The organism is Solicola agrisoli (genome assembly GCF_049059935.1).
Lineage (GTDB): Bacteria > Actinomycetota > Actinomycetes > Propionibacteriales > Nocardioidaceae > JAURVT01.
This window is the reverse complement of record NZ_JBMGQR010000005.1, coordinates 43,065-68,370: the sequence shown is the minus strand read 5'-3', so window position 1 is coordinate 68,370 and position 25,306 is coordinate 43,065. Positions and strand designations below refer to the sequence as shown.

Here is a 25,306-nt window from a genome sequence, read left to right as displayed (position 1 = left end):
CATGGGCATCCAGATCTCCCCGAGCATCCTGTCGGCCGACTTCGCCAACCTCCAGTCCGAGGCCAGGCGGATCTCGTCCGCCGACTGGCTGCACGTCGACGTGATGGACAACCACTTCGTGCCCAACCTGACGCTCGGCCTCCCGGTGCTCGAGGCCCTGGCCAAGGTGGCCGTGCAGCCGATCGACGCGCACCTGATGATCGAGGACCCCGACGCGCACGCGCCCGCGTACGCCGAGGCCGGTGCCGGCAGCGTCACGTTCCACGTCGAGGCGGCTCGTGCACCGGTCCGGCTGGCCCGCGAGATCCGCAGCGCCGGCGCCCGCGCGAGCATGGCGCTGCGCCCCGCCACGCCGATCGAGCCCTACGCCGACCTGCTGCCCGAGCTCGACATGGTGCTCGTGATGACCGTCGAGCCCGGCTTCGGCGGCCAGTCCTTCCTCGACCTGACCCTGCCCAAGATCCGGCGCACGCGGGCCCTGCTCGACGCCGTCGGCGGCGACCTGTGGCTCCAGGTCGACGGCGGCATCTCGCCCCAGACCATCGAGCGCGCCGCCGAGGCGGGTGCCGACGTGTTCGTCGCCGGCTCGGCCGTCTTCGGCGCCGACGACCCCGACGCCGCCGTCGTCGGCCTGCGGGCGGCCGCGTCCGCGGTCTCCTCGCACGCCTGAGCCGCCGCGGCCGACGCGGATCTCTGGATCGTGGTCGCTCGAGCGACCACGATCCAGACATCAGCCACGATCCAGAGACTCTCGTCACCAGGTGGACGCCCGCGGGGCGCCGTCCGCCGCCCGCGCTAGGATCGAGGGAGAACAGACGAGCTCACGCTCGCGTGCTCCGGGGTCGGTGAAAGTCCGAGCCGGCGGTGACAGTCCGCGACCCGGGTCGCCCCTCACGGGGAGTCCCGGTTGACCTGGTGGAACTCCGGGACCGACGGTGAAAGTCCGGATGGGAGGTGCACGCGGTCGCGGACCCGCCGGCGACGTCCGGCGTGCACGCGACCCACGCCACCCCTGCCCTCGGAGTCCGCAGCCGGACGACGAGAGGGACCGCACGTGGCCAGCGACGCCGAGACCGACGCGATGCGTCGTGCGCTCGAGCTCGCGCGCGCCCACCGGTCCCGCACCTACCCCAACCCACGCGTCGGCTGCGTCCTCCTCGCGCCCGACGGCACCCTCGTCGCCGAGGGCGAGCACCGCGGCGCCGGCACCCCGCACGCCGAGGCGGTCGCGCTCGCCGCTGCCGGCGACGCGGCCCGTGGTACCACCGCCGTCGTCACCCTCGAGCCGTGCAACCACACCGGACGCACGCCCCCGTGCGCCGAGGCCCTGGTCGCCGCCGGCGTGGCCCGTGTGGTGGTCGCCCAGACCGACCCCAACCCGCAGGCCGCCGGGGGAGCCGATCGCCTGCGCGCCGCCGGCGTCGACGTCGAGACCGGCGTCCTGGCCGACGAGTCCTCCGACCTCAACCGCGCGTGGACGCACGCCGTCAGCACCGGACGTCCGTTCGTCACCTGGAAGCTGGCCGCCTCCCTCGACGGGCGCAGCGCCGCCGCCGACGGCTCCAGCCGCTGGATCACCGGCTCGGACGCCCGCCGCGACGTCCACCGTCTCCGCGCCGAGTGCGACGCGGTGCTGGTCGGCACCGGCACCGTCCTGGCCGACAATCCCCGGCTCACCGTCCGCGACGCCGACGACCGCCCCCTGCCCGCCGACGAGCAGCCGCTGCGCGTCGTCCTGGGGGAGTCCGACGTCCCCGCCGGTGCCGCCGTCCTCGACGACGCCGCCCCCTCGCTGCAGCTGCGCACCCGCGACCCCCACGAGGCGCTCGCGACGCTGGCCGCGCGCGAGGTCCGGCACGTGTGGCTCGAGGGAGGCCCGCACGTCGCCGGCGCGTTCGTCGCCGCCGGGCTCGTCGACGAGGTCGTCGCGTACGTCGCCCCCGCGCTGCTCGGCGCCGGCACCGCTGCGCTCGAGACCGACGCGTTCGCGACGATCGCCGACGCCGTCCGCCTCCGGACCACCGACGTCGCCCTGCTCGGCGACGACGTCCGCATCACCGCTCGCCCCCTGCGTGCGTCCCACCGTCCCACCCGAGGAGCAGACCACTGATGTTCACCGGCATCGTCGAGGAGCTCGGCACCGTCGCCGCCATCGAGGACCAGGGCGACGCCGTGCGCCTCACCGTCCACGGGCCGCTCGTGGTCTCCGACGCCCGGCACGGCGACTCGATCGCCGTCAACGGCTGCTGCCTGACCGTCAGCGAGCAGACCGACGAGACCTTCGCCGTCGACGTGATGCGCGAGTCCCTCGACCGGACCTCGATCGGTGCGCTCGCCGTGGGCGACAAGGTCAACCTCGAGCGCGCCATGCAGGCCGGCGGGCGGATGGGCGGCCACGTCGTGCAGGGCCACGTCGACGGCACCGGCACCATCGTGTCGCGCACGCCGAGCGAGCACTGGGAGGTCGTCCGCATCGCGCTCCCGGCCGAGCTCGCCCGCTACGTCGCCGAGAAGGGCTCGATCACCGTCGACGGCACCTCGCTCACCGTGGTCGAGGTGGTCGACGGCGACGAGCCCAGCTTCAGCGTCTCGCTCATCCCCACCACGCTCGAGGCCACGACGCTCGGCGCCCGCCGGCCCGGCGACGTCGTCAACCTCGAGGTCGACGTCCTGGCCAAGTACGTCGAGAGGCTGATGCGGTGAACCCGCTCGACTGGCTCCTGGAGGGGACGTTCGTCGTCGCCGGGGCCCCGATCCTGGTGCGCGAGGTCGTGGGCAACGCCTTCGGCCTCGGCAGCGCGTGGTTCGGCCTGCGCCGGTCGGTGCTCGCCTGGCCCGTGGGCGTGGTCGGCAACCTGCTGCTGCTGACGGTCTTCCTCGGCGGCATCCTCGACAAGCCGCAGGCCGAGGACCTCTGGGGCCAGGCCGGGCGGCAGGTCTTCTTCGTCGCGCTCAGCGTGTACGGCTGGGTGCGCTGGCGCCGGTCGAGCCGTGACGGCGAGGCCTCCGACGGTGGCGCGATCCGCCCCGGGTGGGCGAGCGGACGCGACCGGCTGCTCATGCTCGGCCTGGCCGTCCTCGGCATGGTCGTGCTGACGCCGACCCTGCGCGCCCTGGACTCCTACGGCCCGCTCAGCGACGCCTGGATCCTCACCGGCAGCATGCTCGCCACCTACGCCATGGCCCGCGGCTGGAGCGAGTTCTGGCTGGTCTGGATCGCGGTCGACGCCGTCGGGGTGCCGCTGCTCGTCCAGGCCGGGTATTACCCGTCGGCCGTGATGTACGGCGGCTACGGCCTGTTCTGCGCGGTCGGGTTCGTCACCTGGCTGCGCGTGTCCCGCACCACCGGCGGACCGTCCGCCCGACCCCGACCCCAGGAGGCCCTGCGATGAGCGGTCCCGACCAACGGATGCGGCTCGACACCATCGAGCGCGCCCTCGCCGACATCGCCGCCGGCAAGGCCGTCGTCGTCGTCGACGACGAGGACCGCGAGAACGAGGGCGACCTGATCTTCGCCGCGTCCAAGGCCACGCCCGAGCTGATGGGGCTCCTGGTGCGCTACAGCAGCGGGTACGTCTGCGCGCCCGTCACCGGGGCGCTGCTCGACCGGCTCGGCATCTCGCTGATGACGCCGCACAACCGCGAGAAGATGCGTACCGCCTACACGATCTCGGTGGACGCCCGCGACGGCATCACCACCGGGATCTCGGCCACCGACCGGGCCCGGACGGTGCGCGTCCTCGCCGACTCGGCCACCGAGCCGTTCGAGCTGGTGCAGCCCGGCCACGTCCTGCCGCTGCGCGCCAACGACGGCGGCGTGCTGGCCCGCGGCGGCCACACCGAGGCCGCGGTCGACCTCACCCGCCTGGCCGGCCTCACGCCCGCCGGCGTCATCGGCGAGCTCGTCGACGACCGTGGCGAGCTGATGCGCGGCCCGCAGCTACGGGCGTTCGCCGACGACCACGACCTCGCGCTCGTCTCGATCGAGGACCTCGCCACCTACCGCCGCCGGCACGAGTCGCAGGTCGAGCGGCTCGCCGAGGCGCAGCTGCCCACCGAGTTCGGGACGTTCACCTCCTACGGGTACCGCGACACCGTCAGCAGCGCCGAGCACGTGGCGCTCGTCCACGGCGACCTCGGCGAGGGCACCGACGTCCTCGTCCGGGTGCACTCCGAGTGCCTGACCGGCGACGTCCTGGGCTCGCAGCGCTGCGACTGCGGCCCGCAGCTGCAGGCGTCGATGTCGGCGATCACCGAGCACGGCTCCGGCGTCGTGGTCTACCTGCGCGGGCACGAGGGTCGCGGCATCGGCCTGGTGGGCAAGCTGCAGGCCTACGCGCTCCAGGACGGTGGGCGCGACACCGTCGACGCGAACCTCGACCTCGGCTTCGCGATCGACGCGCGCGACTACGCCGCCGGCGCCCAGGTGCTGCGCGACCTCGGCGTCTCCTCGGTGCGGCTGCTCACCAACAACCCCGACAAGGAGCGCGCGCTGGAGACGTACGGCGTCCACGTCGTCGAGCGCCTGCCGCTCGCGATCCGACCGACGCCCGACAACCTGCGCTACCTGCAGACCAAGGCGGCCCGGATGGGGCACGACCTGCCCGACCTCACCACGATCGAAGGAGCAGCCCGATGAGCCGGTCCGGAGCACCCGAGTCCACGAGCCTCGACGGCAGCGGCCTGCAGGTCGTCGTCCTCGCCTCGTCCTGGCACGAGGTGGTGATGGACGGCCTGGTCGCCGGCGCCGTCGCCGCGCTGACCGACGCGGGCGCGCAGCACGAGGTGGTCCGCGTGCCCGGGTCGTTCGAGCTGCCCGTCGTCGCGTCCGCGTACGCGAAGGCCGGGTACGACGCGGTGGTGGCGCTCGGCGTCGTCATCCGGGGCGGCACCCCGCACTTCGAGTACGTCTGCGACGCGACGACGACCGGCCTGGCCGACGTCGCCCTGCGCACGGGCGTGCCCGTCGGGTTCGGCCTGCTCACGTGCGACGACGAGGCGCAGGCGCTCGACCGCGCCGGGCTGCCCGACAGCCACGAGGACAAGGGACGCGAGGCCGCGGAGGCCGCCGTCGCCACCGCACTCGTGCTGGCCTCGGTGCCGAGTCGGACGCCGCACGGCGACCGGTAGGCTGGCGCCCCGTGAAGACGTTCGACCAGCTGTTCGCCGAGCTCTCGGAGAAGTCCGTCACCAGGCCCGAGGGATCGGGCACCGTGGCCGAGCTCGACGCCGGCGTGCACGCCATCGGCAAGAAGCTCGTCGAGGAGGCCGCCGAGTCGTGGATGGCCGCCGAGCACGAGGGGCCGGAGCGGGCCGCCGAGGAGATCAGCCAGCTGCTGTACCACGCGCAGGTGATGATGATCGCCTCCGGCATCGGCCTCGACGACGTCTACGCCCACCTGTGACCACCACCCCGACGACGAGGCCCTGACCGTGCTCAAGATCGCCGTGCCCAACAAGGGCGCCCTGGCCGAGGCTGCCGCGCAGATCCTCACCGAGGCCGGCTACCGGCAGCGCCGCAGCTCGCGCGACCTGGTGATGCTCGACGCCGACAACGGCGTCGAGTTCTTCTACCTGCGCCCCCGCGACATCGCCCTGTACGTGGGGGAGGGCACGCTCGACGTCGGCATCACCGGCCGCGACCTGCTGCTCGACTCCCACGCCAAGGCCGAGGAGGCCACGGCGCTGGGGTTCGGCGGCTCGTCGTTCCGGTTCGCGGCCCCCGTCGGGACGATGACCGACGCCCGCGACCTCGCCGGCGCCCGCATCGCCACGTCCTACACCGGCATCGTCGAGGACTACCTCGCCGAGCGCGGCATCGAGGCCTCGGTCGTGCGGCTCGACGGCGCGGTGGAGTCCGCGGTGCGCCTCGGCGTGGCCGACGCGATCGCCGACGTCGTCGAGACCGGCAGCACCCTGCGTCAGGCCGGGCTCGAGATCATCGGCGAGCCGATCCTGGAGTCCGAGGCCGTGCTCATCACGCGGCGCGGTGCCGGCGTCCCCGAGGGGTACGACGTGTTCCGCCGCCGCATCGAGGGCGTCCTGGTGGCCCGCAGCTACGTGCTGATGGACTACGACGTCGCGGCCGAGCACGTCGACGCCGCCATCGCCCTGACGCCCGGCTTCGAGTCGCCGACCGTCTCGCCGCTGCAGCGCGAGGGCTGGTTCGCCGTCCGCTCGATGGTGCCGCGCGAGCGCGTGCACCAGGTGATGGACGACCTGTACGACCTCGGCGCCCGCGCGACCCTGGTCACCGACATCGCGGCCTGCCGGCTCTGAGGCGGTGGCGCGCATGAGGTCCCGTCCCGTCGGCGCCCGGATGGTGTCGTACGTCGCCGGCGGCTGCCTGGTCGCGATCTTCCTCGCGATCGCGTTCTTCCTGCCCGAGGACATCCGCTCCACGGTCACGCCGAGCCAGACCGGGACGCTCGTCCTGGTGCTGCTCGCGGCGCTCGCGGTGCTCAACGGCATCGCGCGCAGCAGCGTCCACACCGAGGCTGACGGCATCCACGTCCGCAACGGCTACCGCACCCGCGTCGTCGGGTGGGACGAGGTCGAGGGCGTCTCGTACCGCACCGGCGCACCGTGGGCCACGCTCGCGCGCCGCGACGGCGACACCCACATGCTCATCGCGATCCAGGGCACCGACGGCGAGCGCGCGGCCCAGGCCGTCCGCGACCTCCGCGCCGAGATCGCCGCCCACCAGGCCTGACCCGGGAGCTGTCGGTGGCAGGTGATGCCAGGGCATCACCACGCACCGACAACTCGGGGCTCGCTACTGGATGCCGTGCTTGCGCAGGATGGCCTCGATGTCGTCCATGTCCTCGTCGGCCACGGCCGGCTTGCCCGCGGGCTTCCTCGCCGGGGTGCCGGCGGGGGCGTCGGAGCGCTGACGGCGCAGGCTGCGGCGCGGGGCGCCGTCGGCGCGCGGGGGACGACGCCACGAGCCCAGCATGATGAGCGCGGCGGCCACCAGCGCGACCGCGAGACCGACGTACGACGACGGGCGGAACACGAACCCTCCGGCCCAGTCGCCCACGGCGGCGCCCACCCGGACGAGCACGCGCATCAGCCCGACGAGCCACAGCGCCCAGGGCACGAGCGCCCAGCCGGCGCGGGCCACCGCGCTCCAGCGATCTCCCGCCCGCCACGACCGCCACGCGAAGAACGCGAGGATCGCCGACAGGAGGACGGCCCACGGGAGGGAGGAGTACGTGGCGTCGCTGTTCATGCGCCCAGTCTGCCGCACACCCGCTCACCGGGGCCCCGACGCGCGAGCCCTACCGTGGTGACGTGCCCTCGCTCGCCCAGCCCGCCTTCCCCGACGACGACGGCTCCGCCGACCCGGCTCTCTCCGCGGCGCTGGCCGCGCGGGCTCAGGACGGGACGGCGCCCGTGCTGGTCGCGCTCGGAGACGCCCGCGTCATCGTCCCGGTGGTGGCGCTGCTCGGCGACACCCCCGCACCCGGCCAGGGCGACAAGGACGCCGAGATGGCCGCCGTGCTGCTGACCGGCGCGGACGGACGGCGTGCGCTGCTCGCGTTCAGCAGCCTCGCGACCCTCCAGCGCTGGGACCCGAAGGCGCGTCCCGTCCCCGTCCCGGCCCGTCAGGCCTGCGCCGCCGCCCGTCAGGAGGGGGCCGCCGCCGTGGTCGTCGACGTCGCCGGCCCGCACATGGCCGTCGTCGAGGGAGACGACCTCGCCCACCTCGCCGACGGCTCCACCCTCGTCCCCACCGCCCACGGCCACGGCTGGGTCCGCCGCTGACCCGGTGACGGTTTCCCAGGTTCACCTGGGAATCCGACGCCACCCCGGAGAACTCTCCGTGGTCCCGTCGGGAAACCGGGGCAGTGGTGCGGGAGTGACGGCGGACGCGCGCGGGCTCGATCACCCGCGTCAGTCGGCGGGCTCGACGTCCCAGCGCAGGTTGCCCGCGTCGTCGACGACGCGGACGCCGATCCGGCCGGTGGAGCCGTCGGCGAGACGCATGGTGCAGCCGAAGCGGGTGCCGGGCTCGGGGTCGATCTCGTCCGGGCAGCGGACGGACGTCACCTGGGCGCCGTCGACCTGCGACTCGTAGTCGGCGGCGATCGCGCGCTCGGCCTTGCGGGCGTCGATCGTGGTGCCGCCGCACCCGGCCAGCACCAGCAGGGCCAGTACGCCCGCGAGCACGGTCGTCCGTCGCGTCGTCACGCGCCCTCCCGTCGTCGGGGCGGACGATACCCGTCGACGCGCCGTCAGACGGTCGGTGACAGCGTCGTGGGCTCGGCGGACGCGAGCCGCGGACGGACCTCGCGGAGCGAGGTGACGATCTCGACGACGCCGTCGCGGCGCCGGATGCGGGCGGTGAAGCCTGCCCGGCCCACCGTGCGCAGGAACGCGTCGTTGCCCGCCTGGGTGACGAAGGCCAGCTCGCGAGCCCCCTCGGCCCTGGCGTGCCGCGCCGCCTGCTTGAGCAGCGCGACGCCGAGCCCGCGCCGCTGCCAGCCGTCCTCGACGAGGACGCTGAGCTCCCAGCGGTCGTAGGCGCCCTGGTCGCGCGCCACGAGCAGGCCGTGCGCGACGACGCGGTCGCCGACCTCGACGACGAGCCCCACGCCCTCGTCGGGCGCGGCCAGCCGTCGGGCCAGACGCGTGGTGATCACCCGGTTCATGGGCGCGTGGTACCGGCGCAGCAACGTCTCGTCGCCGCAGCGGGCGTGCAGCGCGACGAGGGCCGCCGCGTCCGCGGCGGTGCTGGCGCGCAGGGTGACCAGCGCGGGGTCGACGGTCGCGGCCTCCGCCGGGGGAGCGGGCACCTCGTCGGCGGCGGCCGACGCCGGCCGCGTCACCAGGGCGGCGAGGGCGGCGGCGCGGGCCTGCTCGGCGGGCGTGAACGCGACGGCGCGGCGGACGACGACGTCGCCGGCGGGCCCCGCCACGGTGATCTGGTCGTGGCCCGCGTACTCGGCCAGGTCGGGCGGGTCGGTCTCGAGGAGGTCCTCCAGGACGCGCGCCAGGTCCGGCTCCCCGCCCGAGACGCGTCGCGCCGCCTCGAGCCAGCGGGTGGGGGCGTCCCGCAGCGACCGTGCGTCGCACCGGGTGACGCTCGTCGACGACGGATCGTCGCCGGCCACCGCACGGGCGACGTCGTCGTCGGCGGTGCCGTCGGGCCCGGACAGCACCAGCTCGTCGGTGACCCCGGCGTCACCGGGGAACACCTGCAGGCCCAGGATGTTGAGGTCGGCGGCCCCGCAGCGCGCGGCCAGGTCGGCCAGCGCGCCGGGGTGGTCGCCGAGGGTCGTCCGCACGCGCCACATCATGGGCCCAGCCTCTCGGGCGGGTGTTTCGCCGAGGTGAGCCCGCGGTGTCCCCGTCGTTGCGGTCGCACGGATGTGCGTCGGCGGCGCGTCGCCTGCTATCGTGGGGTCAGAAGTGGAGGTCCACCTCCCACCTGGTCGGCTCACGGTCGTCGGGTCAACGTCCTCCCGGTAGTTCCTCGGGGCACAGGACGACGTCGTGCCGCCGGGCTTCCGGCCGGTGACGACGGTGGTGGCTTTCGCTTCGGCGGAGGCCATTTTTTCGTTTCACCGCACGTGCACCACCGGCCCTCCGCCTGCGACGCCCCCACATTCTCGACCCCAGGAGGACCCATCAGCAACGAGCTGCGCGTCAACGACCGGATTCGCGTGAGCGAGGTCCGTCTCGTCGGACCCAACGGTGAGCAGGTCGGCATCGTCCGGATCGAAGACGCCCTGCGGCTGGCCACGGAGTCAGACCTCGACCTGGTCGAGGTGGCCCCGACCGCCCGTCCGCCCGTCTGCCGTCTCATGGACTACGGCAAGTTCAAGTACGAGGCGGCGCAGAAGGCCCGTGAGTCCCGGCGCAACCAGTCGAACACGGTCATCAAGGAGATGAAGCTCCGACCGAAGATCGACCAGCACGACTACGACACCAAGAAGGGTCACGTCGTGCGCTTCCTGCGCCAGGGCGACAAGGTCAAGATCACGATCATGTTCCGCGGTCGTGAGCAGCACCGTCCCGAGCTGGGCTTCCGGCTGCTGCAGCGGCTCGCCGCCGACGTCGAGGACCTCGGCTTCGTCGAGTCCACACCGCGCCAGGACGGCCGCAACATGACCATGGTCCTCGGCCCGCACAAGAAGAAGTCCGAGGCCCGCGCCGAGGTCAAGGCCGAGAAGGAGGTCGCCGCCGCCGAGCTCGAGGCAGAGCGCGAGGCCGACCGCGAGTACGAGAAGGCACAGCGCGACGCCCACGCCGCCGCGCCCGCCGAGAAGAAGCCCCGTCGACGTTCCGAGAACATCGACCCAGACATGGAGGCGTAAGAATGCCGAAGTTCAAGCCCAAGTCGGGCATGAAGAAGCGCGTCAAGCTCACCGGTACCGGCAAGATCATGCACGCCACCGGCAGCCGTCGCACCCACCTGCTGCAGAAGAAGTCGAGCGGCGCGTCCCGCCTCGACGGTGGCTGGACCGAGCTGTCCAAGGCCGACACCAAGCGCGTCAAGAAGCTTCTCGGCAAGTGAGCGTCGGGCCCACGGCCCACCCTCACCTGACCGAGCACCCCGCAACGATCAAGGAGTACTGAAGTGGCACGCGTCAAGCGGTCCGTCAACGCAACGAAGAAGCGCCGGGTCATCCTGGAGCGCGCATCTGGCTACCGTGGCCAGCGCTCGCGCCTCTACCGCAAGGCCAAGGAGCAGGTCACCCACTCGCTGGTCTACTCCTACCGCGACCGCCGGGCCAAGAAGGGCGACTTCCGTCGCCTGTGGATCCAGCGCATCAACGCCGCGGTCCGCCAGCACGGCCTGACCTACAACCGGTTCATCCAGGGCCTGCGCCTGGCCGAGATCGAGGTCGACCGCAAGATCCTCGCCGAGCTCGCCGTCAGCGACCCGGCCGCGTTCGCCGTCCTCGTCGAGGCTGCCAAGGCCGCGCTGCCGGCCGACGTCAACGCCCCCAAGGTCAGCGCTGCTTGATCCCGAGGACCTGACGCCCCGCTCCGGGCGCGTCAGGCGTGCTCGTCGACTCGCCGACACCGCCGTCCGCCGGCGGGTCGGCGAGTTCCTCGTCGAGGGCCCCCAGGCGGTGCGCGAGGCGCTCCGTCGCCCGGGCACCGTCGTGGAGGTCTTTGCGACCCCCGACGCCACCGCGACCCACACCGAGATGGTGCAGGACGCGGCCCTCGACGGCGTCGCGTGGACGCAGGTGGACGACGACGTCGTCCGCTCGCTGACCGACACGGTCAACCCGCAGGGGCTGGTCGCTCGCTGCGGCCTGGTGACCGTCGACCTCGACGTCGTGCTGGACGCCCGCCCCCGGCTGGTCGTGGTGTGCGCGGACGTCCGCGACCCCGGCAACGCCGGCACCGTGCTGCGGTGCGCCGACGCCGCGGGTGCCGACGCCGTCGTGCTCGCGGGCCACAGCGTCGACCCGCACAACCCCAAGGCGGTACGGGCCAGCGCCGGCAGCCTGTTCCACCTCCCGGTCGCAGTGGCGCCCGACGTGCCCGCGGCGCTGTCGGCCCTGCGCGAGCTCGGCCTCGGCGTGCTCGCCGCCGACGGCACCGGCGACGTCGGGCTGCACGAGCCCGGCACCGACGAGATCCTCGCCCGCCCCACGGCCTGGCTGCTCGGCAACGAGGCGTGGGGCCTGCCCGACGACGTGCGCGCGCTCGCCGACCACGTCGTCGCGGTGCCGATCTACGGCCGGGCCGAGAGCCTCAACCTCGCCACCGCCGCCGCCGTGTGCCTCTACGCGTCCGCGAGGGCCCAGCGCGTCCGGTGATCCCGCGGATCGTCGCCGACAGGACGAACGTGACTGATCCCACTATCGTGACGGCCATGCCGTACCTCGACCAGTTCCCGGACGGCGTGGTGGTCGCCGGGGCGGACGGCGTCGTCGAGGGCGTCAACGACATGGCCTGCCGGATGCTCGGTGCCCGTCGCGAGGACCTCGTCGGCCGCCATGTGCGCGACGCGGTGCCGCTCGGCGACCTCCAGGGCAACCAGTGGTTCGACTGCACCAAGCCCTACGACGGCTTCGCGTCCCGTACCGCGCTCGCCGAGCAGAGCTGGTTCACCCCCGGCGGCACCGAGCTGCTCATGACCGGCTCGCTCGTGCGCGACGTGCCGCTCGGCGAGGTCGGACGGCTGGTGCTGAGCCTGCGCACGGCTCGGGCCCGCGCCCGACGCGACCGCGAGCGATCCGACCTCGTCGCCACCGTCGCGCACGAGCTGCGCTCGCCGCTGACGGGCGTCAAGGGATTCACCTCGACGCTGCTCAAGAAGTGGTCCCGATTCTCCGACGAGCAGCGCCAGCTGATGCTCGAGACCGTCGACAGCGACGCCGACCGGCTCAGCCGCCTCATCACCGAGCTGCTCGACGCGGCCCGGATCGACTCCGGACGCCTCACGCTGCGACCGGCCCTGGTCGACCTGCCCGTGCTGGTGCAGCGTGTGCTCGACAACATCGCCGCGGGCGGTGCCACGAGCGGCACGGTGAGCGTCGACGACGGCGTGCCCGACGTGTGGGCCGACTCCGACCGACTCACGCAGGTGGTCACCAACCTCGTCGAGAACGCGCTGCGTCACGGCCACGGCCTGGGCGAGGTGGCCGTGCGGGTGCCGACCGACGGACGCGGCGGGGCCGTCCTCACCGTCACGGACCACGGCCCGGGCATCGACCCCGACATCCGCAGCCGCGTCTTCACCCGGTTCTGGAAGTCCGGCGAGCGCGGCGGCAGCGGCCTCGGGCTGTTCATCGTCAAGGGCATCGTCGACGGCCACGACGGCGAGGTCGCCATCGGCGAGGCCGACGGCGGCGGCGCGCGCATCGACGTCTGGCTCCCCGTCAACGAGCCCGACACGATGCGCGACTGACGCCGCCCGATACCCGGTCGCCCGCGGGGCGGTCGGCTTCCTAGACTTGGCGGGTCGCCGCGACGCAGGTGGCACCCGCGAGCCGAGGAAGGCGTGCATGTCCGGCCCCAACACCGACTACGACCCCGTCGAGGTCACCCCGCTCAAGGCCGACGAGGTCGAGGCGATGCGTGACGCCGCGCTGGCCGCCGTCGCCGCCGCGTCCGACCTCGACGAGCTCAAGGCCGCCCGCACCGACCACGTCGGCGACCGCTCGCCGCTGGCCCTGGCCAACCGCGAGATCGGCGCGCTGCCCCCGCAGGCCCGCAAGGACGCCGGCAAGCGCGTCGGACAGGCGCGGGGCGCCGTCAGCAAGGCCCTCGCCGAGCGCACCACGGTGCTGGAGGCCGAGCACGAGCAGCGCATCCTCGTCGAGGAGGCCGTGGACGTCACGCTCCCCACCGACCGCCGCCCGCGCGGGTCGCGTCACCCGCTGCGCACCGTCGAGGAGCGCGTCGCCGACATCTTCGTCGCGATGGGCTGGGAGGTCGCCGAGGGCCCCGAGGTCGAGGCCGAGTGGCTCAACTTCGACGCGCTCAACCTCGGCCCCGACCACCCCGCGCGCACGATGCAGGACACCTTCTGGCTCTCGCCCGCGAGCGCCGCCCGCGTGCTGCGCACCCACACGTCGCCGGTGCAGGCCCGCACCCTGCTCGACCGCGAGCCGCCCGTCTTCGTCGTCTGCCCCGGGCGCGTGTTCCGCACCGACGAGCTCGACGCCACCCACACCCCGGTTTTCCGCCAGGTCGAGGGCATGGCCGTCGGGGAGGGCCTGAGCATGGCCCACCTGAAGGGCACGCTCGACCACTTCGCGCGCGAGCTGTTCGGCCCGGGCGTCGTCACGCGGTTCCGTCCGTCGTACTTCCCGTTCACCGAGCCGAGCGCGGAGGTCGACTTCCTCTGCCCGGTGTGCGGTGGCGAGGAGCCGGCCCTCTCGACGTGCCGCACCTGCCGCGGCGAGGCCTGGATCGAGTGGGGCGGCTGCGGCGTGATGAACCCGCGCGTCCTGATCGCCTGCGGCGTCGACCCCGAGCGGTACTCAGGCTTCGCCTTCGGCATGGGCCTGGACCGCAGCCTGATGCTGATGAGCGGCGTCGCCGACATCCGCGCCATGGTCGACGGAGACGTCCGCTTCCCCGCGCCCTTCGGTTGGGAGATCTGATGCGCGTCCCCGTCAGCTGGCTCCGCGAGCACGTCGCGCTGCCCGACGACCTGTCCGTCGACGACCTCGCCGACCGGCTCACCATGCTCGACCTCAAGCTCGAGGAGGTCGACCGCGTCGGCGGCGACGTCACCGGGCCGCTCGTCGTGGGCCGCGTGCTCACCGCCGAGCCCGAGGAGCACTCCAACGGCAAGACCGTGAACTGGTGCCGCGTCGACGTCGGTCCTGAGCACAACGACGAGAACGGCGCCCGCGGCATCGTCTGCGGCGCCCACAACTTCGGCCCCGGCGACCTCGTGGTGGTCAGCCTGCCCGGCACCGTCCTGCCCGGCGGCTTCGCGATCGCCGCGCGCAAGACGTACGGCCACGTGTCGGACGGCATGATCTGCTCCACCCGCGAGCTCGACCTCGGCGACGACCACGACGGCATCCTGGTGCTCGCCCCCGGCTCGGCCGAGCCCGGCGACGACGTGCCGACGCTGCTCGGCCTGCGCGAGGACGTCCTCGACCTCGAGGTCAACCCCGACCGCGCCTACGCGCTGTCGATCCGCGGCGTCGCCCGCGACGCGGCACTGGGCTACGGCGTCCCGTTCACCGACCCGGCCGAGCTCCCCGTGCCCGACGCGACGGGCGAGGCGTGGCCCGTCGCCGTCGAGGCACCCGACGCGTGCCCGGTCTTCGTGGCGCGCACCGTGACGGGTCTCGACGCGTCGCGTCCCACGCCGTCGTGGATGTCGCGCCGCCTGCAGCTCGCCGGCATGCGTCCGATCTCCCTGGCCGTCGACGTCACCAACTACGTGATGCTCGAGCTGGGCCAGCCGATCCACGGGTACGACCGCGACCACCTGCAGGGCGGCATCGTCGTCCGCCGGGCCACCGAGGGCGAGAAGCTCACCACGCTCGACGGCCAGGTCCGCGACGTCTCGGCCGACGACCTGCTCATCTGCGACGACTCGGGCCCGATCGGCCTGGCCGGCGTGATGGGTGGCGAGCACACCGAGCTGAGCGGCACCACGACCTCCGTCGTCGTCGAGGCCGCGCACTTCGCCCCGTCGGGCATCGCGCGCACCGCACGCCTGCACCGGCTGCCGTCCGAGGCCTCCAAGCGCTTCGAGCGCGGTGTCGACCCCGCGCTGCCGCGGTTCGCCGCGCAGCGCGTCGTGGACCTCCTCGTCGAGCACGGCGGCGCCACTGCCGAGCCGGGGGAGACCGTCGTCGGCTCCGCGCCGTCGATGCCCACCATCGAGCTGAACCCGGTGCTGCCCGCCGCCGTCACCGGCATCGCCGTCAAGGGCGAGGACGCCGCCGACGCGCTGCGCGCCAACGGCTGCGCCGTCGAGGGCTCGGGCACCGACGGGCTCCTGTCGGTCGTGCCGCCCACCTGGCGCCCCGACCTCACCGACCCCTACGACCTGGTCGAGGAGGTGCTGCGCGTCGTCGGGTACGACCGGGTGCCGTCGGTCCTTCCCGTGGCCCCGTCGGGACGCGGGCTCACCCGTCGCCAGCGCCTGCGCCGTCTGGCCGGCAGGGGCCTGGCCGGCGCCGGGCTCACCGAGGCGATGGTGTTCCCGTTCCTCGGCACCGCCGACCTCGACCTGCTCGGTCTGCCCGCCGACGACTCGCGCCGCGACCTCGTGCTGCTCGAGAACCCGCTGTCGGCGCAGGAGCCGGGGCTCGTCTCCACGCTGCTGCCCGGGCTGCTCCACGCCGCCGCCCGCAACGTCAGCCGCGGCCAGGAGCAGGTGGCGCTGTACGAGACGTCGCCGGTGTTCCTCGGCGCGCAGGACGCCGTCGCGCCCGTGTACGGCGTCGACCAGCGCCCCACGCCCGAGCAGGTGGCGGCCCTCGACGCCGCCCTGCCCGCGCAGCCGCTGCACCTCGGCGTCGTCCTGGCCGGCGACCGCGAGCCCGCCGGCTGGTGGGGGCCGGCCCGACCGGTCTCGTGGGCCGACCCGATCGACGTGGTGCGCGAGGTGGCCCGCCTGGCGGGCGTCGAGGTCCAGGCCCGACCGGCCTCGCTGGCGCCCTGGCACCCGGGACGCTGCGCCGAGCTCGTCGTCGACGGCGCGGTCGTCGGCCACGCCGGCGAGCTGCACCCGCGGGTGTGCCGCGCGTTCGACCTCCCGGCACGCAGCGTCGCCGCCGAGGTCGACCTCGACGCGATCCTCGACGCGGCGCCGGGCGGCGTCCGTCCCGAGCCGTACTCGGTGTTCCCGGTGGCCAAGGAGGACGTGGCGCTCGTCGTCGACGCCTCGGTGGCCGCCGTCGACGTCGCCGCGGCGCTGACGGCCGGCGGGGGAGACCTGCTGGAGTCCGTGCGCCTGTTCGACGTCTACACCGGCCACCCCGTGCCTGAGGGCCAGAAGTCGCTGGCGTTTGCGCTGCGCCTCCGCGCCCCCGACCGCACCCTCTCCGACGAGGAGATCACCGCGACCCGCGAGGCCGCCGTCGCCGAGGCCGTCCGCACCACCGGCGCCGTCCAGCGCACCTGACCCGCCTGCACCTCCCGTCGAGGTCCGGGTTGTCCAACGCTTCAGTGCTGATGCGTCGAACAGCTCGGACCTCAACACGCCGGGGCCGGCACGGGTTTGCATAGTCATTCACAACCCTGAAATACTATGCAGATGACGGACTCACAGACAGTGATGGTCGCGGTCGCGGGAGCGAGCGGGTACGCCGGCGGCGAGGTGCTGCGGCTGCTGCTCGGGCACCCGGGCGTCGAGATCGGCACGCTGACCGCCGGGTCGAGCGCCGGGACGACGCTGGGCGAGCACCACCCGCACCTGGTGCCGCTGGCCGAGCGCGTGCTGGCCGAGACCACGCCCGAGACGCTGGCCGGCCACGACGTCGTCTTCCTCGGGCTGCCGCACGGCGCGTCCGCGCAGGTCACCGCCGACCTCGGCCCCGACGTCCTCGTCATCGACTGCGGCGCCGACTTCCGGCTCCGGAGCGCCGAGGACTGGACCCAGTTCTACGGCGGCGAGCACGCCGGCACCTGGCCCTACGGGCTGCCCGAGCTGCCCGGCGGACGCGAGGCGCTCGCCGGTGCCCGCCGCATCGCGGTGCCCGGCTGCTTCCCGACGGTGTCCACCCTCTCGCTGCTCCCGGCCGTCCGCGACGACCTCGTGACGGGCGACGTCACCGTCGTCGCCGCCACCGGCACGTCGGGCGCCGGACGGGCGCTCAAGCCGAACCTGATGGGCGCCGAGGTGATGGGCCAGCTCAGCGCCTACGGCGTGGGCGGCGTGCACCGGCACACCCCCGAGATCGAGCAGAACCTGCGCGTCGCCGGCGCCGCGAACCCACGCGTGTCGTTCACGCCCGTGCTCGCGCCCACCGCACGCGGCATCCTGGCCACCTGCACCGTGCCGCTGAACCCCGGCGTCGGCGCGGCCGACGTGCGCGCCTCCTACGAGAAGGCCTACGCCGACGAGCCGTTCGTGCACCTGCTGCCCGAGGGCCGCTGGCCGCAGACGCAGTCGACCATCGGCGCCAACACCGTCCACGTCCAGGCAGTCGTCGACCCGCGCACCGACCGCCTCGTCGCGGTCGGCGCGATCGACAACCTCACCAAGGGCACCGCGGGCGGAGCCATCCAGTCGATGAACCTCGCCCTGGGCCTGCCCGAGGTCACCGGTCTGCCCGTCGCGGGGATCGCGCCGTGAGCGTCACCGCCCCGCAGGGGTTCAGCGCGGCCGGCGTCACCGCGGGCCTCAAGCCGTCGGGCAGCCCCGACGTCGCCGTCGTGGTCAACACCGGCCCGCTCGCGTCCGCGGCCGCCGTCTTCACGTCCAACCGGTGCAAGGCGAACCCGGTGCTCTGGAGCGAGCAGGCGATCGCCTCGGGCGGCGCGCGCGCCGTCGTGCTCAACTCCGGCGGCGCCAACTGCTACACCGGCTCCGAGGGCTTCGCCACCACCCACCGCACCGCCGAGCTCGCCGCCGAGCGACTGGGCGTCGGTGCCGTGGAGGTGCAGGTCTGCTCCACCGGGCTGATCGGACTGCTCAACGACCGCGACGTGCTGCTCGCCGGCGTCGCGAGCGCGCTGGACGCCGCGTCGCCCGAGGGCGGTGACGACGCCGCCCGCGCGATCATGACCACCGACACCGTGGCCAAGACGGCCACCCACGCCGGCGACGGCTGGACGATCGGCGCGATGGCCAAGGGCGCCGGCATGCTCGCGCCCGCGCTGGCCACCATGCTCGTCGTCATCACCACCGACGCCGAGCTGACGTCGGCCCAGCTCGACGAGTCGCTGCGCGCGGCCACCGCACGCACCTTCGACCGGCTCGACTCCGACGGCTGCCAGTCCACCAACGACACCGTGCTGCTCATGGCGTCGGGGTCGTCGGGGACGACGCCCGACCACGCCGCGTTCACCGAGGCGATGACGGGCGTCTGCCACGACCTCGCGATGCAGCTGCTCGCCGACGCCGAGGGCGCCGACCACGAGATCGCGATCGAGGTGGTGAACGCCGCCGACGAGGCCGACGCCGTCGAGGCCGCCCGCTCGGTGGCCCGCAGCAACCTGTTCAAGTGCGCGATCTTCGGCAAGGACCCCAACTGGGGACGCATCCTCGCCTCGGTCGGCACCACCGGTGCGGCCTTCGACCCCGCCGACCTCGACGTCGCGCTGAACGGCGTCTGGGTGTGCCGGCAGAGCGGGCCGGGGGAGTCGCCCGACGGCGTCGACCTCGAGGCGCGCGACGTCACGGTGACCATCGACCTGAAGTCCGGGGACGCGAGCGCGACGGTCTGGACCAACGACCTGACGCACGCCTACGTCCACGAGAACTCCGCGTACTCGAGCTGAGGAAAGCAGACATGACCGACGACGACACCGGGCTCGCCGACTGGAAGAAGGCGACCGAGAAGGCCGTCACGCTCGCCGAGGCGCTGCCCTGGATGAAGCGCTACCACGGCCGCACGATCGTGGTGAAGTACGGCGGCAACGCGATGACCGACGACACCCTCAAGCGGGCGTTCGCCGAGGACATCGTGTTCCTGCGCTACGCCGGGTTCAAGCCCGTCGTCGTGCACGGCGGCGGCCCGCAGATCTCCAGCATGCTCGACCGCGTGGGCATCGAGTCCGAGTTCAAGGGCGGCCTGCGCGTCACCACGCCCGAGGCCATGGAGATCGTGCGCATGGTGCTCGTCGGCCAGGTCGGACGAGAGCTCGTCGGGCTGCTCAACGAGCACGGCCCGCTGGCCGTCGGCCTGTCGGGCGAGGACGCCGGCCTGTTCACCGCCGAGCGCACCAACTCCATCGTCGACGGCGAGGAGGTCGACCTCGGCCTGGTGGGCGAGGTGAAGGGCGTGCGTCCCGAGGCCGTCCGCGACCTGATCGACGCCGGCCGCATCCCCGTCGTGTCGTCGGTGGCACCCGACGACGACGGCCTGGTGCACAACGTCAACGCCGACACCGCCGCCTCGGCGCTGGCCGTGGCTCTCGGTGCCGAGAAGCTGCTCGTGCTCACCGACGTCGAGGGCCTGTACCGCGACTGGCCCGACAGCGACGACGTGATCAAGGAGATCAGCCCGGAGTCGCTGGCCGAGATCATGCCGACGCTGGCGTCGGGCATGGTGCCCAAGATGGGCGCCTGCCTGAGCGCCGTGCAGCAGGGCGTGCCGCGCGCCACCGTCGTCGACGGACGCGAGCCGCACGCCGTCCTGCTGGAGATCTTCACCGACGAGGGCGTGGGCACGCAGGTGCTGCCCGGCGTCGAGACGCTCGTCCGCACCGCCCTGAGGGGGAACGCATGACCGACGACAGCACCGGCCAGGAGTGGACCGGCCGCTACGAGCACGCCGTGATGAACACGTTCGGCCAGCCGGCCCGCGTGCTCGTGCGCGGCGAGGGCGCCCGCGTCTGGGACGCCGACGGCCGCGAGTACCTCGACCTGCTGGGCGGCATCGCCGTCAACGCGCTCGGCCAGGCGCACCCGGCGCTGGTCGAGGCCGTCACGACGCAGCTCTCGACGCTCGGGCACGTCTCGAACTTCTTCGCCACCGAGCCCCAGGTGCGCCTCGCCGAGCGGCTGCTCGGGCTGCTGGGCCAGCAGGGCACCGGCAGCCGCGTGTTCTTCGCCAACTCCGGCGCCGAGGCCAACGAGGCGGCGTTCAAGGTCAGCCGCCGCACCGGCCGCACCCGGATCGTCGCGGCCGAGGGCGCGTTCCACGGCCGCACCCTGGGTGCGCTCGCACTGACGTCCAAGGCCGCCTACCGCGAGCCGTTCGAGCCGCTGCCCGGCGACGTCGTCTGGGTGCCGTACGGCGACGCCGACGCGCTGCGGGCCGCGGTGGACGACACCGTCGCCGCGGTGGTGCTCGAGCCGATCCAGGGCGAGGCCGGCGCGATCGTCCCGCCCGAGGGATACCTGCGGGCCGCACGCGAGGCGTGCACCGCCGCCGGCGCGCTGCTGTGGATCGACGAGGTGCAGTCGGGCATGGGCCGCACCGGCACCTGGTTCGCGCACACCGACGAGGGGATCGTCCCCGACCTGGTGACGCTGGCCAAGGGCCTCGGTGGCGGCATCCCGATCGGCGCGTGCGTGGCGATCGGCGAGGCCGGCTCGATGCTCGGCCCCGGCAACCACGGCACGACGTTCGGTGGCAACCCCGTCGCGGCCGCCGCGGCGCTCGCCGTCATCGACGTGATCGAGGCCGAGGGCCTGCTCGACAACGCCGCGAAGATCGGCGACCGTCTGCGCGACGGGCTCGCCGACCACCCGCTGGTCACCGACGTCAGCGGACGCGGGCTGCTCGTGGGCATCGGACTGTCCGCCGAGATCGGGCCGAAGGTCTACGCCGCCGCGCTGGAGGCCGGGCTCATCGTCAACGCCACCGGCCCGACGCGGCTGCGGTTGGTGCCGCCGCTCGTCCTCACCGAGGCCGACGCCGACCACGCCGTCGCGGTGCTGCGCGACGTCCTCACGCAGGTGGGGGAGTCCGCGTCATGAGGCACCTGCTGCGCGACGACGACCTCACGCCCGCCGAGCAGGCCGAGGTGCTCGACCTCGCGATCGCGCTCAAGGCGGCGCCGTACTCCGAGCGTCCGCTCGAGGGGCCGCGGTCCGTCGCGGTCATGTTCGACAAGCCCTCCACCCGCACCCGGGTGTCGTTCGCGGTCGGCATCGCCGACCTCGGCGGCCAGGCCGTCGTCCTCGACGCGGCCGGCACCCAGCGCGGACGCGGCGAGCCGGTCTACGACACCACCCGGGTGCTGGAGCGCCAGGTGGCCGCGATCGTCTGGCGCACGTTCAAGCAGTCCGACCTCGACGAGATGGCCTCGGAGAGCCGGGTGCCCGTGGTCAACGCGCTCACCGACGACTTCCACCCCTGCCAGCTGCTCGCCGACCTGCAGGCGCTCCGCGAGCACCTCGGCGACCTCGCCGGCGTGACCGTCGCGTACGTGGGCGACGGCGGCAACAACATGGCGCACTCGTGGCTGCTCGCCGGTGCCACCGCCGGGATGCACGTGCGCATCGGCTGCCCCGAGGCGTACGCCCCGCGGGCCGACGTCGTCGCCGACGCCGAGAAGGTGGCGGCCACCACGGGCGGGTCGGTCACGGTCGTGCACGACGCGGTCGAGGCCGTCGCCGGAGCCGCCGCCGTGGCGACCGACACCTGGATCTCGATGGGCCAGGAGGACCAGCGCGAGGCGCGCGTCGCGACCTTCGGGCCGTTCGCCGTGACCGCCGAGCTGATGGCGCACGCCGCCCCCGATGCCGCCGTCATGCACGACCTGCCCGCCTACCGCGGCTACGAGATCGAGGCCGAGCTGCTCGACGGCGACCGCAGCCTGGCGTGGGACGAGGCGGAGAACCGCCTGCACGCCCAGAAGGCGCTGCTCGTCTGGCTCCTGAGGCAGGAGTCGTGACCGTCCCGGCGACGAAGACCGCGCGCCAGCAGCTGATCGTCGACCTGCTGGGGCAGCACCCCGTCCGGTCGCAGGGCGAGCTGGCCGGGCTGCTGGCCGTCCAGGGGCTGCAGGTCACGCAGACCACGCTGTCGCGCGACCTGGTCGAGCTGGACGCCGTGCGCGTCCGTCACCCCACCGGCGGGCTCGTGTACGCCGTGCCGGGCGAGGGCGGCGACCGCACGCCGCGTCCGGGGGGCGAGTCGGCCAGCTCCGGCGCGCGACTGGCACGCCTGTGCAACGAGCTGCTCGTCTCGGCGAAGGGCTCGGCGAACCTGGCCGTGCTCCGCACCCCGCCCGGCGCCGCCCAGTTCTTCGCCTCGGCGATCGACCACGCGGCCCTGGCCAACCTGCTCGGCACCATCGCGGGCGACGACACCGTGCTCGTGATCTGCACCGAGCCCGAGGGCGGCCCCGAGGTCGCCCGCCTGTTCACCGACCTCGCCACCAGCACCGAGGCCACCGGCACCGACGCATCGAAGGAGACACCATGACCGACCGGGTCGTCCTCGCCTACTCCGGCGGACTCGACACGTCCGTCGCGATCGGCTGGCTCGCCGAGGCCACCGGCGCGGAGGTCGTCGCCGTCGCGCTCGACCTCGGCCAGGGCGGCGAGGACCTCGACGACGTCCGTCAGCGCGCGCTCGACTGCGGCGCGGTGGAGGCGGTCGTCGTCGACGCCAAGGACGAGTTCGCGTCCGACTACTGCATCCCCGCGGTGCAGTCGAACGCGCTCTACATGGACCGCTACCCGCTGGTCTCGGCGCTCTCGCGGCCGCTGATCGTCAAGCACCTGGTGGCCGCCGCCCGCGAGCACGGGGCGAGCATCGTCAGCCACGGCTGCACCGGCAAGGGCAACGACCAGGTCCGGTTCGAGGTGGGCACGGCCGCCCTCGCACCCGACCTGACGGTCATCGCGCCCGTCCGCGACTACGCCTGGACGCGCGAGAAGGCGATCGTCTTCGCCGAGACCAACGGCCTGCCGATCGACGTCAGCAAGAAGTCGCCGTACTCGATCGACCAGAACGTGTGGGGGCGTGCGGTCGAGACGGGGTTCCTGGAGGACATCTGGAACGCGCCGGTCGAGGCGCTGTACTCGTACACGCAGGACCCCGGGCAGCCCCGCGAGCCCGACGAGGTGTCGCTGGTGTTCGAGGCCGGCGTCCCCGTCTCCATCGACGGCGAGCCCGTCACCCCGCTGCAGGCGATCGAGCGGCTCAACCACCGGGCGGGCGCCCAGGGCGTCGGCCGGCTCGACATCGTCGAGGACCGGCTCGTCGGCATCAAGAGCCGCGAGGTCTACGAGGCGCCCGGCGCGATGGCGCTGATCGAGGCGCACCGCGAGCTGGAGAACGTCACCGTCGAGCGCGACCTGGCCCGCTTCAAGCGCGGCGTCGACCAACGCTGGGGTGAGCTCGCCTACGACGGGCTGTGGTTCAGCCCGCTCAAGCGCGCTCTCGACGAGTTCGTCGCGTCGTCGCAGGAGCACGTCACCGGCGAGATCCGGATGACGCTGCACGGCGGCCAGGCCGTCGTCACCGGACGGCGCTCGCCGGCCAGCCTGTACGACTTCAACCTGGCGACGTACGACGCGGGCGACTCGTTCGACCAGAGCCAGGCCAAGGGCTTCATCGAGCTGTTCGGCATGTCGAGCGTGCTCGCCAACAAGCGCGACGCGAAGCTGGCCGGCGCATGAGCGCGCCCGAGGAGTCGACGCGCCTGTGGGGCGGACGGTTCGCGAGCGGGCCGTCGCCCGAGCTCGTCGAGCTGTCGCGCTCGACGCACTTCGACTGGCGTCTCGCGCCGTACGACCTCACCGGCTCGCGGGCGCACGCCCGGGTGCTCGCCGCGGCGGGCCTGCTGGCCGAGGACGACCTGACGGCGCTGCTCGCCGGCATCGACGACCTCGCCGCCGCGGTCGCGTCCGGTGCGTTCGTGGCGCAGCCCGACGACGAGGACGTCCACACCGCGCTCGAGCGCGGCCTGCTGGAGCTGCTCGGTCCCGAGCTCGGCGGACGGCTGCGTGCCGGCCGGTCGCGCAACGACCAGGTGGCGACGCTGTTCAAGATGTACCTGCGCGACCACGCGCGCCTGGTGGGCGGGCTCGTCGCCGACCTGGTGGCCGCGCTCGCGGCGCAGGCGCGCCAGCACCTCGGCGTCGCGATGCCGGGCCGCACGCACCTGCAGCACGCGCAGCCCGTCCTGCTGTCGCACCACCTGCTGGCCCACGCGTGGCCGCTGGTGCGCGACCTGCAGCGCCTGCGCGACTGGGACGCCCGCGTCGCGGCGGACTCGCCGTACGGGTCTGGCGCGCTCGCGGGATCGTCGCTCGGCCTCGACCCCGAGCAGGTGGCGTCCGACCTCGGCTTCACCGGCTCGGTGGCCAACTCCATCGACGGCACCGCGGCACGCGACTTCGTCGCCGAGTTCGCGTTCGTCACCGCGATGATCGGCGTGGACGTCTCGCGGTTCGCCGAGGAGGTCATCGTCTGGGCGACCAAGGAGTTCGGCTTCGTGCGCCTGCACGACGGCTACTCCACCGGGTCGAGCATCATGCCGCAGAAGAAGAACCCCGACATCGCCGAGCTCGCGCGCGGCAAGGCCGGGCGCGTGGTGGGCAACCTCGCGGGGCTGATGACGACGCTCAAGGCGCTGCCGCTCGCGTACAACCGCGACCTGCAGGAGGACAAGGAGCCGGTGTTCGACTCGATCGACACCCTCGAGGTGCTGCTCCCGGCCTTCACCGGCATGGTCGCGACGCTCGAGTTCGACACCGCGCGCCTCGAGTCCCTGGCCCCGCAGGGCTTCTCGCTCGCGACCGACATCGCCGAGTGGCTCGTCCGCCAGGGCGTGCCGTTCCGGGTGGCGCACGAGCTGGCCGGCGCCTGCGTCCAGCGCTGCGAGGACACCGGCAAGGAGCTCGACGAGCTCACCGACGACGAGCTGGCCACCATCTCGCCGTCCCTGACGCCGGCGGTGCGCGAGGTGCTCACCGTCGAGGGCTCCATCTCGTCCCGCGACTCCCGCGGCGGCACCGCACTCGTCCGCGTCACCGAGCAGCTGGACGAGCTGGAGGCGGCGCTCTCGGCGCTCCGTCCCCCGCCCGCCGTCTGACCCCTCCCGCCCCTCCCGCCGAGTGGCGCAAAAGCCGTCCCGAGTGGCGCAAGTTCGGGCGCGACACGCGCTCAACACCCCGAACTTGCGCCACTCGGCGAACCTTCTGCGCCACTCGGCGTTCGGTCCGCGCCGGTGGGTGGAAGGGCGCGGCGAGGACGGGTGGTGCCAGGGGGCTCGCCGCTGCCGTCCGGGC

28 protein-coding genes and 1 riboswitch are annotated in these 25,306 nt (G+C 73.7%); of the genes, 25 read left to right on the top strand and 3 right to left on the bottom strand.

Annotated elements, in window-relative coordinates:
- Position 1: 1 nt before the first annotated feature.
- From rpe to ACI6PP_RS03420, 9 genes are all read left to right on the top strand, one after another.
- A complete protein-coding gene (gene rpe, locus ACI6PP_RS03460) occupies positions 2-670 on the top strand; it encodes a ribulose-phosphate 3-epimerase (protein WP_421109118.1) in 669 nt (222 codons plus the stop codon).
- Between the two features lie 158 nt (positions 671-828).
- Positions 829-963, top strand: a riboswitch (FMN riboswitch).
- 118 nt (positions 964-1,081) lie between these two features.
- Positions 1,082-2,110, top strand: coding sequence for a bifunctional diaminohydroxyphosphoribosylaminopyrimidine deaminase/5-amino-6-(5-phosphoribosylamino)uracil reductase RibD (ribD, locus tag ACI6PP_RS03455; protein WP_421109194.1), 1,029 nt, complete (start codon positions 1,082-1,084; stop codon positions 2,108-2,110).
- A complete protein-coding gene (locus ACI6PP_RS03450; protein WP_421109116.1) occupies positions 2,110-2,703 on the top strand; it encodes a riboflavin synthase in 594 nt (197 codons plus the stop codon). Before ribD ends, ACI6PP_RS03450 begins: the two co-directional genes overlap by 1 nt.
- Positions 2,700-3,392, top strand: coding sequence for a nicotinamide riboside transporter PnuC (gene pnuC, locus ACI6PP_RS03445; protein WP_421109115.1), 693 nt, complete (start codon positions 2,700-2,702; stop codon positions 3,390-3,392). The genes ACI6PP_RS03450 and pnuC overlap by 4 nt, the downstream gene beginning before the upstream one ends.
- Complete coding sequence (locus ACI6PP_RS03440) at positions 3,389-4,639, top strand: bifunctional 3,4-dihydroxy-2-butanone-4-phosphate synthase/GTP cyclohydrolase II (RefSeq protein WP_421109114.1); 1,251 nt, start codon at positions 3,389-3,391, stop codon at positions 4,637-4,639. The genes pnuC and ACI6PP_RS03440 overlap by 4 nt, the downstream gene beginning before the upstream one ends.
- Positions 4,636-5,130, top strand: a complete 495-nt coding sequence (gene ribH, locus ACI6PP_RS03435) for a 6,7-dimethyl-8-ribityllumazine synthase (RefSeq protein ID WP_421109112.1) — start codon at positions 4,636-4,638, stop codon at positions 5,128-5,130. The genes ACI6PP_RS03440 and ribH overlap by 4 nt, the downstream gene beginning before the upstream one ends.
- Positions 5,131-5,141: 11 nt before the next feature.
- On the top strand, positions 5,142-5,405 hold the full coding sequence (locus ACI6PP_RS03430; protein WP_421109111.1) for a phosphoribosyl-ATP diphosphatase: 264 nt from the start codon (positions 5,142-5,144) through the stop codon (positions 5,403-5,405).
- 28 nt (positions 5,406-5,433) lie between these two features.
- On the top strand, positions 5,434-6,279 hold the full coding sequence (gene hisG, locus ACI6PP_RS03425; RefSeq protein ID WP_421109110.1) for an ATP phosphoribosyltransferase: 846 nt from the start codon (positions 5,434-5,436) through the stop codon (positions 6,277-6,279).
- 13 nt (positions 6,280-6,292) lie between these two features.
- Complete coding sequence (locus tag ACI6PP_RS03420) at positions 6,293-6,712, top strand: PH domain-containing protein (protein WP_421109109.1); 420 nt, start codon at positions 6,293-6,295, stop codon at positions 6,710-6,712.
- A 63-nt stretch (positions 6,713-6,775) separates the two neighbouring features.
- On the opposite strand, the gene ACI6PP_RS03415 is transcribed toward ACI6PP_RS03420, so the two are convergent.
- Positions 6,776-7,231: a hypothetical protein gene (locus tag ACI6PP_RS03415; RefSeq protein WP_421109107.1), complete on the bottom strand. Its 456-nt coding sequence runs from the start codon at positions 7,229-7,231 to the stop codon at positions 6,776-6,778.
- A gap of 62 nt (positions 7,232-7,293) precedes the next feature.
- On the opposite strand from ACI6PP_RS03415, the gene ACI6PP_RS03410 reads away from it, so the two are divergent.
- Entirely contained in the window at positions 7,294-7,767 is a 474-nt protein-coding gene (locus tag ACI6PP_RS03410) for an SseB family protein (RefSeq protein ID WP_421109105.1), read from the top strand.
- A gap of 129 nt (positions 7,768-7,896) precedes the next feature.
- Here ACI6PP_RS03410 and ACI6PP_RS03405 read toward each other — a convergent pair whose 3' ends face one another.
- Positions 7,897-8,193, bottom strand: a complete 297-nt coding sequence (locus ACI6PP_RS03405; RefSeq protein WP_421109103.1) for a DUF4333 domain-containing protein — start codon at positions 8,191-8,193, stop codon at positions 7,897-7,899.
- 44 nt (positions 8,194-8,237) lie between these two features.
- Positions 8,238-9,299: a GNAT family N-acetyltransferase gene (locus ACI6PP_RS03400; RefSeq protein WP_421109193.1), complete on the bottom strand. Its 1,062-nt coding sequence runs from the start codon at positions 9,297-9,299 to the stop codon at positions 8,238-8,240.
- A 363-nt stretch (positions 9,300-9,662) separates the two neighbouring features.
- Between ACI6PP_RS03400 and infC the strand changes: the two genes are divergently transcribed.
- From infC to argH, 15 genes are all read left to right on the top strand, one after another.
- A complete protein-coding gene (gene infC / locus ACI6PP_RS03395; protein WP_421109192.1) occupies positions 9,663-10,322 on the top strand; it encodes a translation initiation factor IF-3 in 660 nt (219 codons plus the stop codon).
- A 2-nt stretch (positions 10,323-10,324) separates the two neighbouring features.
- The gene (locus ACI6PP_RS03390; protein WP_421109102.1) at positions 10,325-10,522 is read left to right on the top strand and encodes a large ribosomal subunit protein bL35; all 198 of its coding nucleotides are present in this window, start codon (positions 10,325-10,327) and stop codon (positions 10,520-10,522) included.
- 63 nt (positions 10,523-10,585) lie between these two features.
- Positions 10,586-10,975: a 50S ribosomal protein L20 gene (gene rplT / locus ACI6PP_RS03385; protein ID WP_421109100.1), complete on the top strand. Its 390-nt coding sequence runs from the start codon at positions 10,586-10,588 to the stop codon at positions 10,973-10,975.
- Entirely contained in the window at positions 10,968-11,783 is an 816-nt protein-coding gene (locus ACI6PP_RS03380; protein ID WP_421109190.1) for a TrmH family RNA methyltransferase, read from the top strand. Before rplT ends, ACI6PP_RS03380 begins: the two co-directional genes overlap by 8 nt.
- A 56-nt stretch (positions 11,784-11,839) precedes the next feature.
- A complete protein-coding gene (locus ACI6PP_RS03375) occupies positions 11,840-12,877 on the top strand; it encodes a sensor histidine kinase (protein WP_421109098.1) in 1,038 nt (345 codons plus the stop codon).
- A gap of 97 nt (positions 12,878-12,974) precedes the next feature.
- Positions 12,975-14,078 carry a phenylalanine--tRNA ligase subunit alpha gene (gene pheS, locus ACI6PP_RS03370; protein ID WP_421109096.1) on the top strand — a complete coding sequence of 368 codons (1,104 nt, stop codon included), beginning with the start codon at positions 12,975-12,977 and terminating at the stop codon, positions 14,076-14,078.
- On the top strand, positions 14,078-16,570 hold the full coding sequence (pheT, locus tag ACI6PP_RS03365; protein WP_421109094.1) for a phenylalanine--tRNA ligase subunit beta: 2,493 nt from the start codon (positions 14,078-14,080) through the stop codon (positions 16,568-16,570). Before pheS ends, pheT begins: the two co-directional genes overlap by 1 nt.
- A 126-nt stretch (positions 16,571-16,696) precedes the next feature.
- Entirely contained in the window at positions 16,697-17,743 is a 1,047-nt protein-coding gene (argC, locus tag ACI6PP_RS03360) for an N-acetyl-gamma-glutamyl-phosphate reductase (protein ID WP_421109092.1), read from the top strand.
- The gene (argJ, locus tag ACI6PP_RS03355; protein ID WP_421109090.1) at positions 17,740-18,891 is read left to right on the top strand and encodes a bifunctional glutamate N-acetyltransferase/amino-acid acetyltransferase ArgJ; all 1,152 of its coding nucleotides are present in this window, start codon (positions 17,740-17,742) and stop codon (positions 18,889-18,891) included. The genes argC and argJ overlap by 4 nt, the downstream gene beginning before the upstream one ends.
- 11 nt (positions 18,892-18,902) lie before the next feature.
- Positions 18,903-19,841: an acetylglutamate kinase gene (gene argB, locus ACI6PP_RS03350; RefSeq protein ID WP_421109088.1), complete on the top strand. Its 939-nt coding sequence runs from the start codon at positions 18,903-18,905 to the stop codon at positions 19,839-19,841.
- Positions 19,838-21,037 (top strand): acetylornithine transaminase, encoded by a 1,200-nt coding sequence (locus ACI6PP_RS03345; RefSeq protein WP_421109086.1) that lies wholly within the window; start codon positions 19,838-19,840, stop codon positions 21,035-21,037. Before argB ends, ACI6PP_RS03345 begins: the two co-directional genes overlap by 4 nt.
- On the top strand, positions 21,034-21,957 hold the full coding sequence (gene argF, locus ACI6PP_RS03340) for an ornithine carbamoyltransferase (protein WP_421109084.1): 924 nt from the start codon (positions 21,034-21,036) through the stop codon (positions 21,955-21,957). The genes ACI6PP_RS03345 and argF overlap by 4 nt, the downstream gene beginning before the upstream one ends.
- On the top strand, positions 21,954-22,490 hold the full coding sequence (locus ACI6PP_RS03335; protein ID WP_421109082.1) for an arginine repressor: 537 nt from the start codon (positions 21,954-21,956) through the stop codon (positions 22,488-22,490). The genes argF and ACI6PP_RS03335 overlap by 4 nt, the downstream gene beginning before the upstream one ends.
- Positions 22,487-23,692 (top strand): argininosuccinate synthase, encoded by a 1,206-nt coding sequence (locus ACI6PP_RS03330; RefSeq protein WP_421109080.1) that lies wholly within the window; start codon positions 22,487-22,489, stop codon positions 23,690-23,692. The genes ACI6PP_RS03335 and ACI6PP_RS03330 overlap by 4 nt, the downstream gene beginning before the upstream one ends.
- Positions 23,689-25,110, top strand: coding sequence for an argininosuccinate lyase (gene argH, locus ACI6PP_RS03325; RefSeq protein ID WP_421109078.1), 1,422 nt, complete (start codon positions 23,689-23,691; stop codon positions 25,108-25,110). The genes ACI6PP_RS03330 and argH overlap by 4 nt, the downstream gene beginning before the upstream one ends.
- Positions 25,111-25,306: the final 196 nt, after the last annotated feature.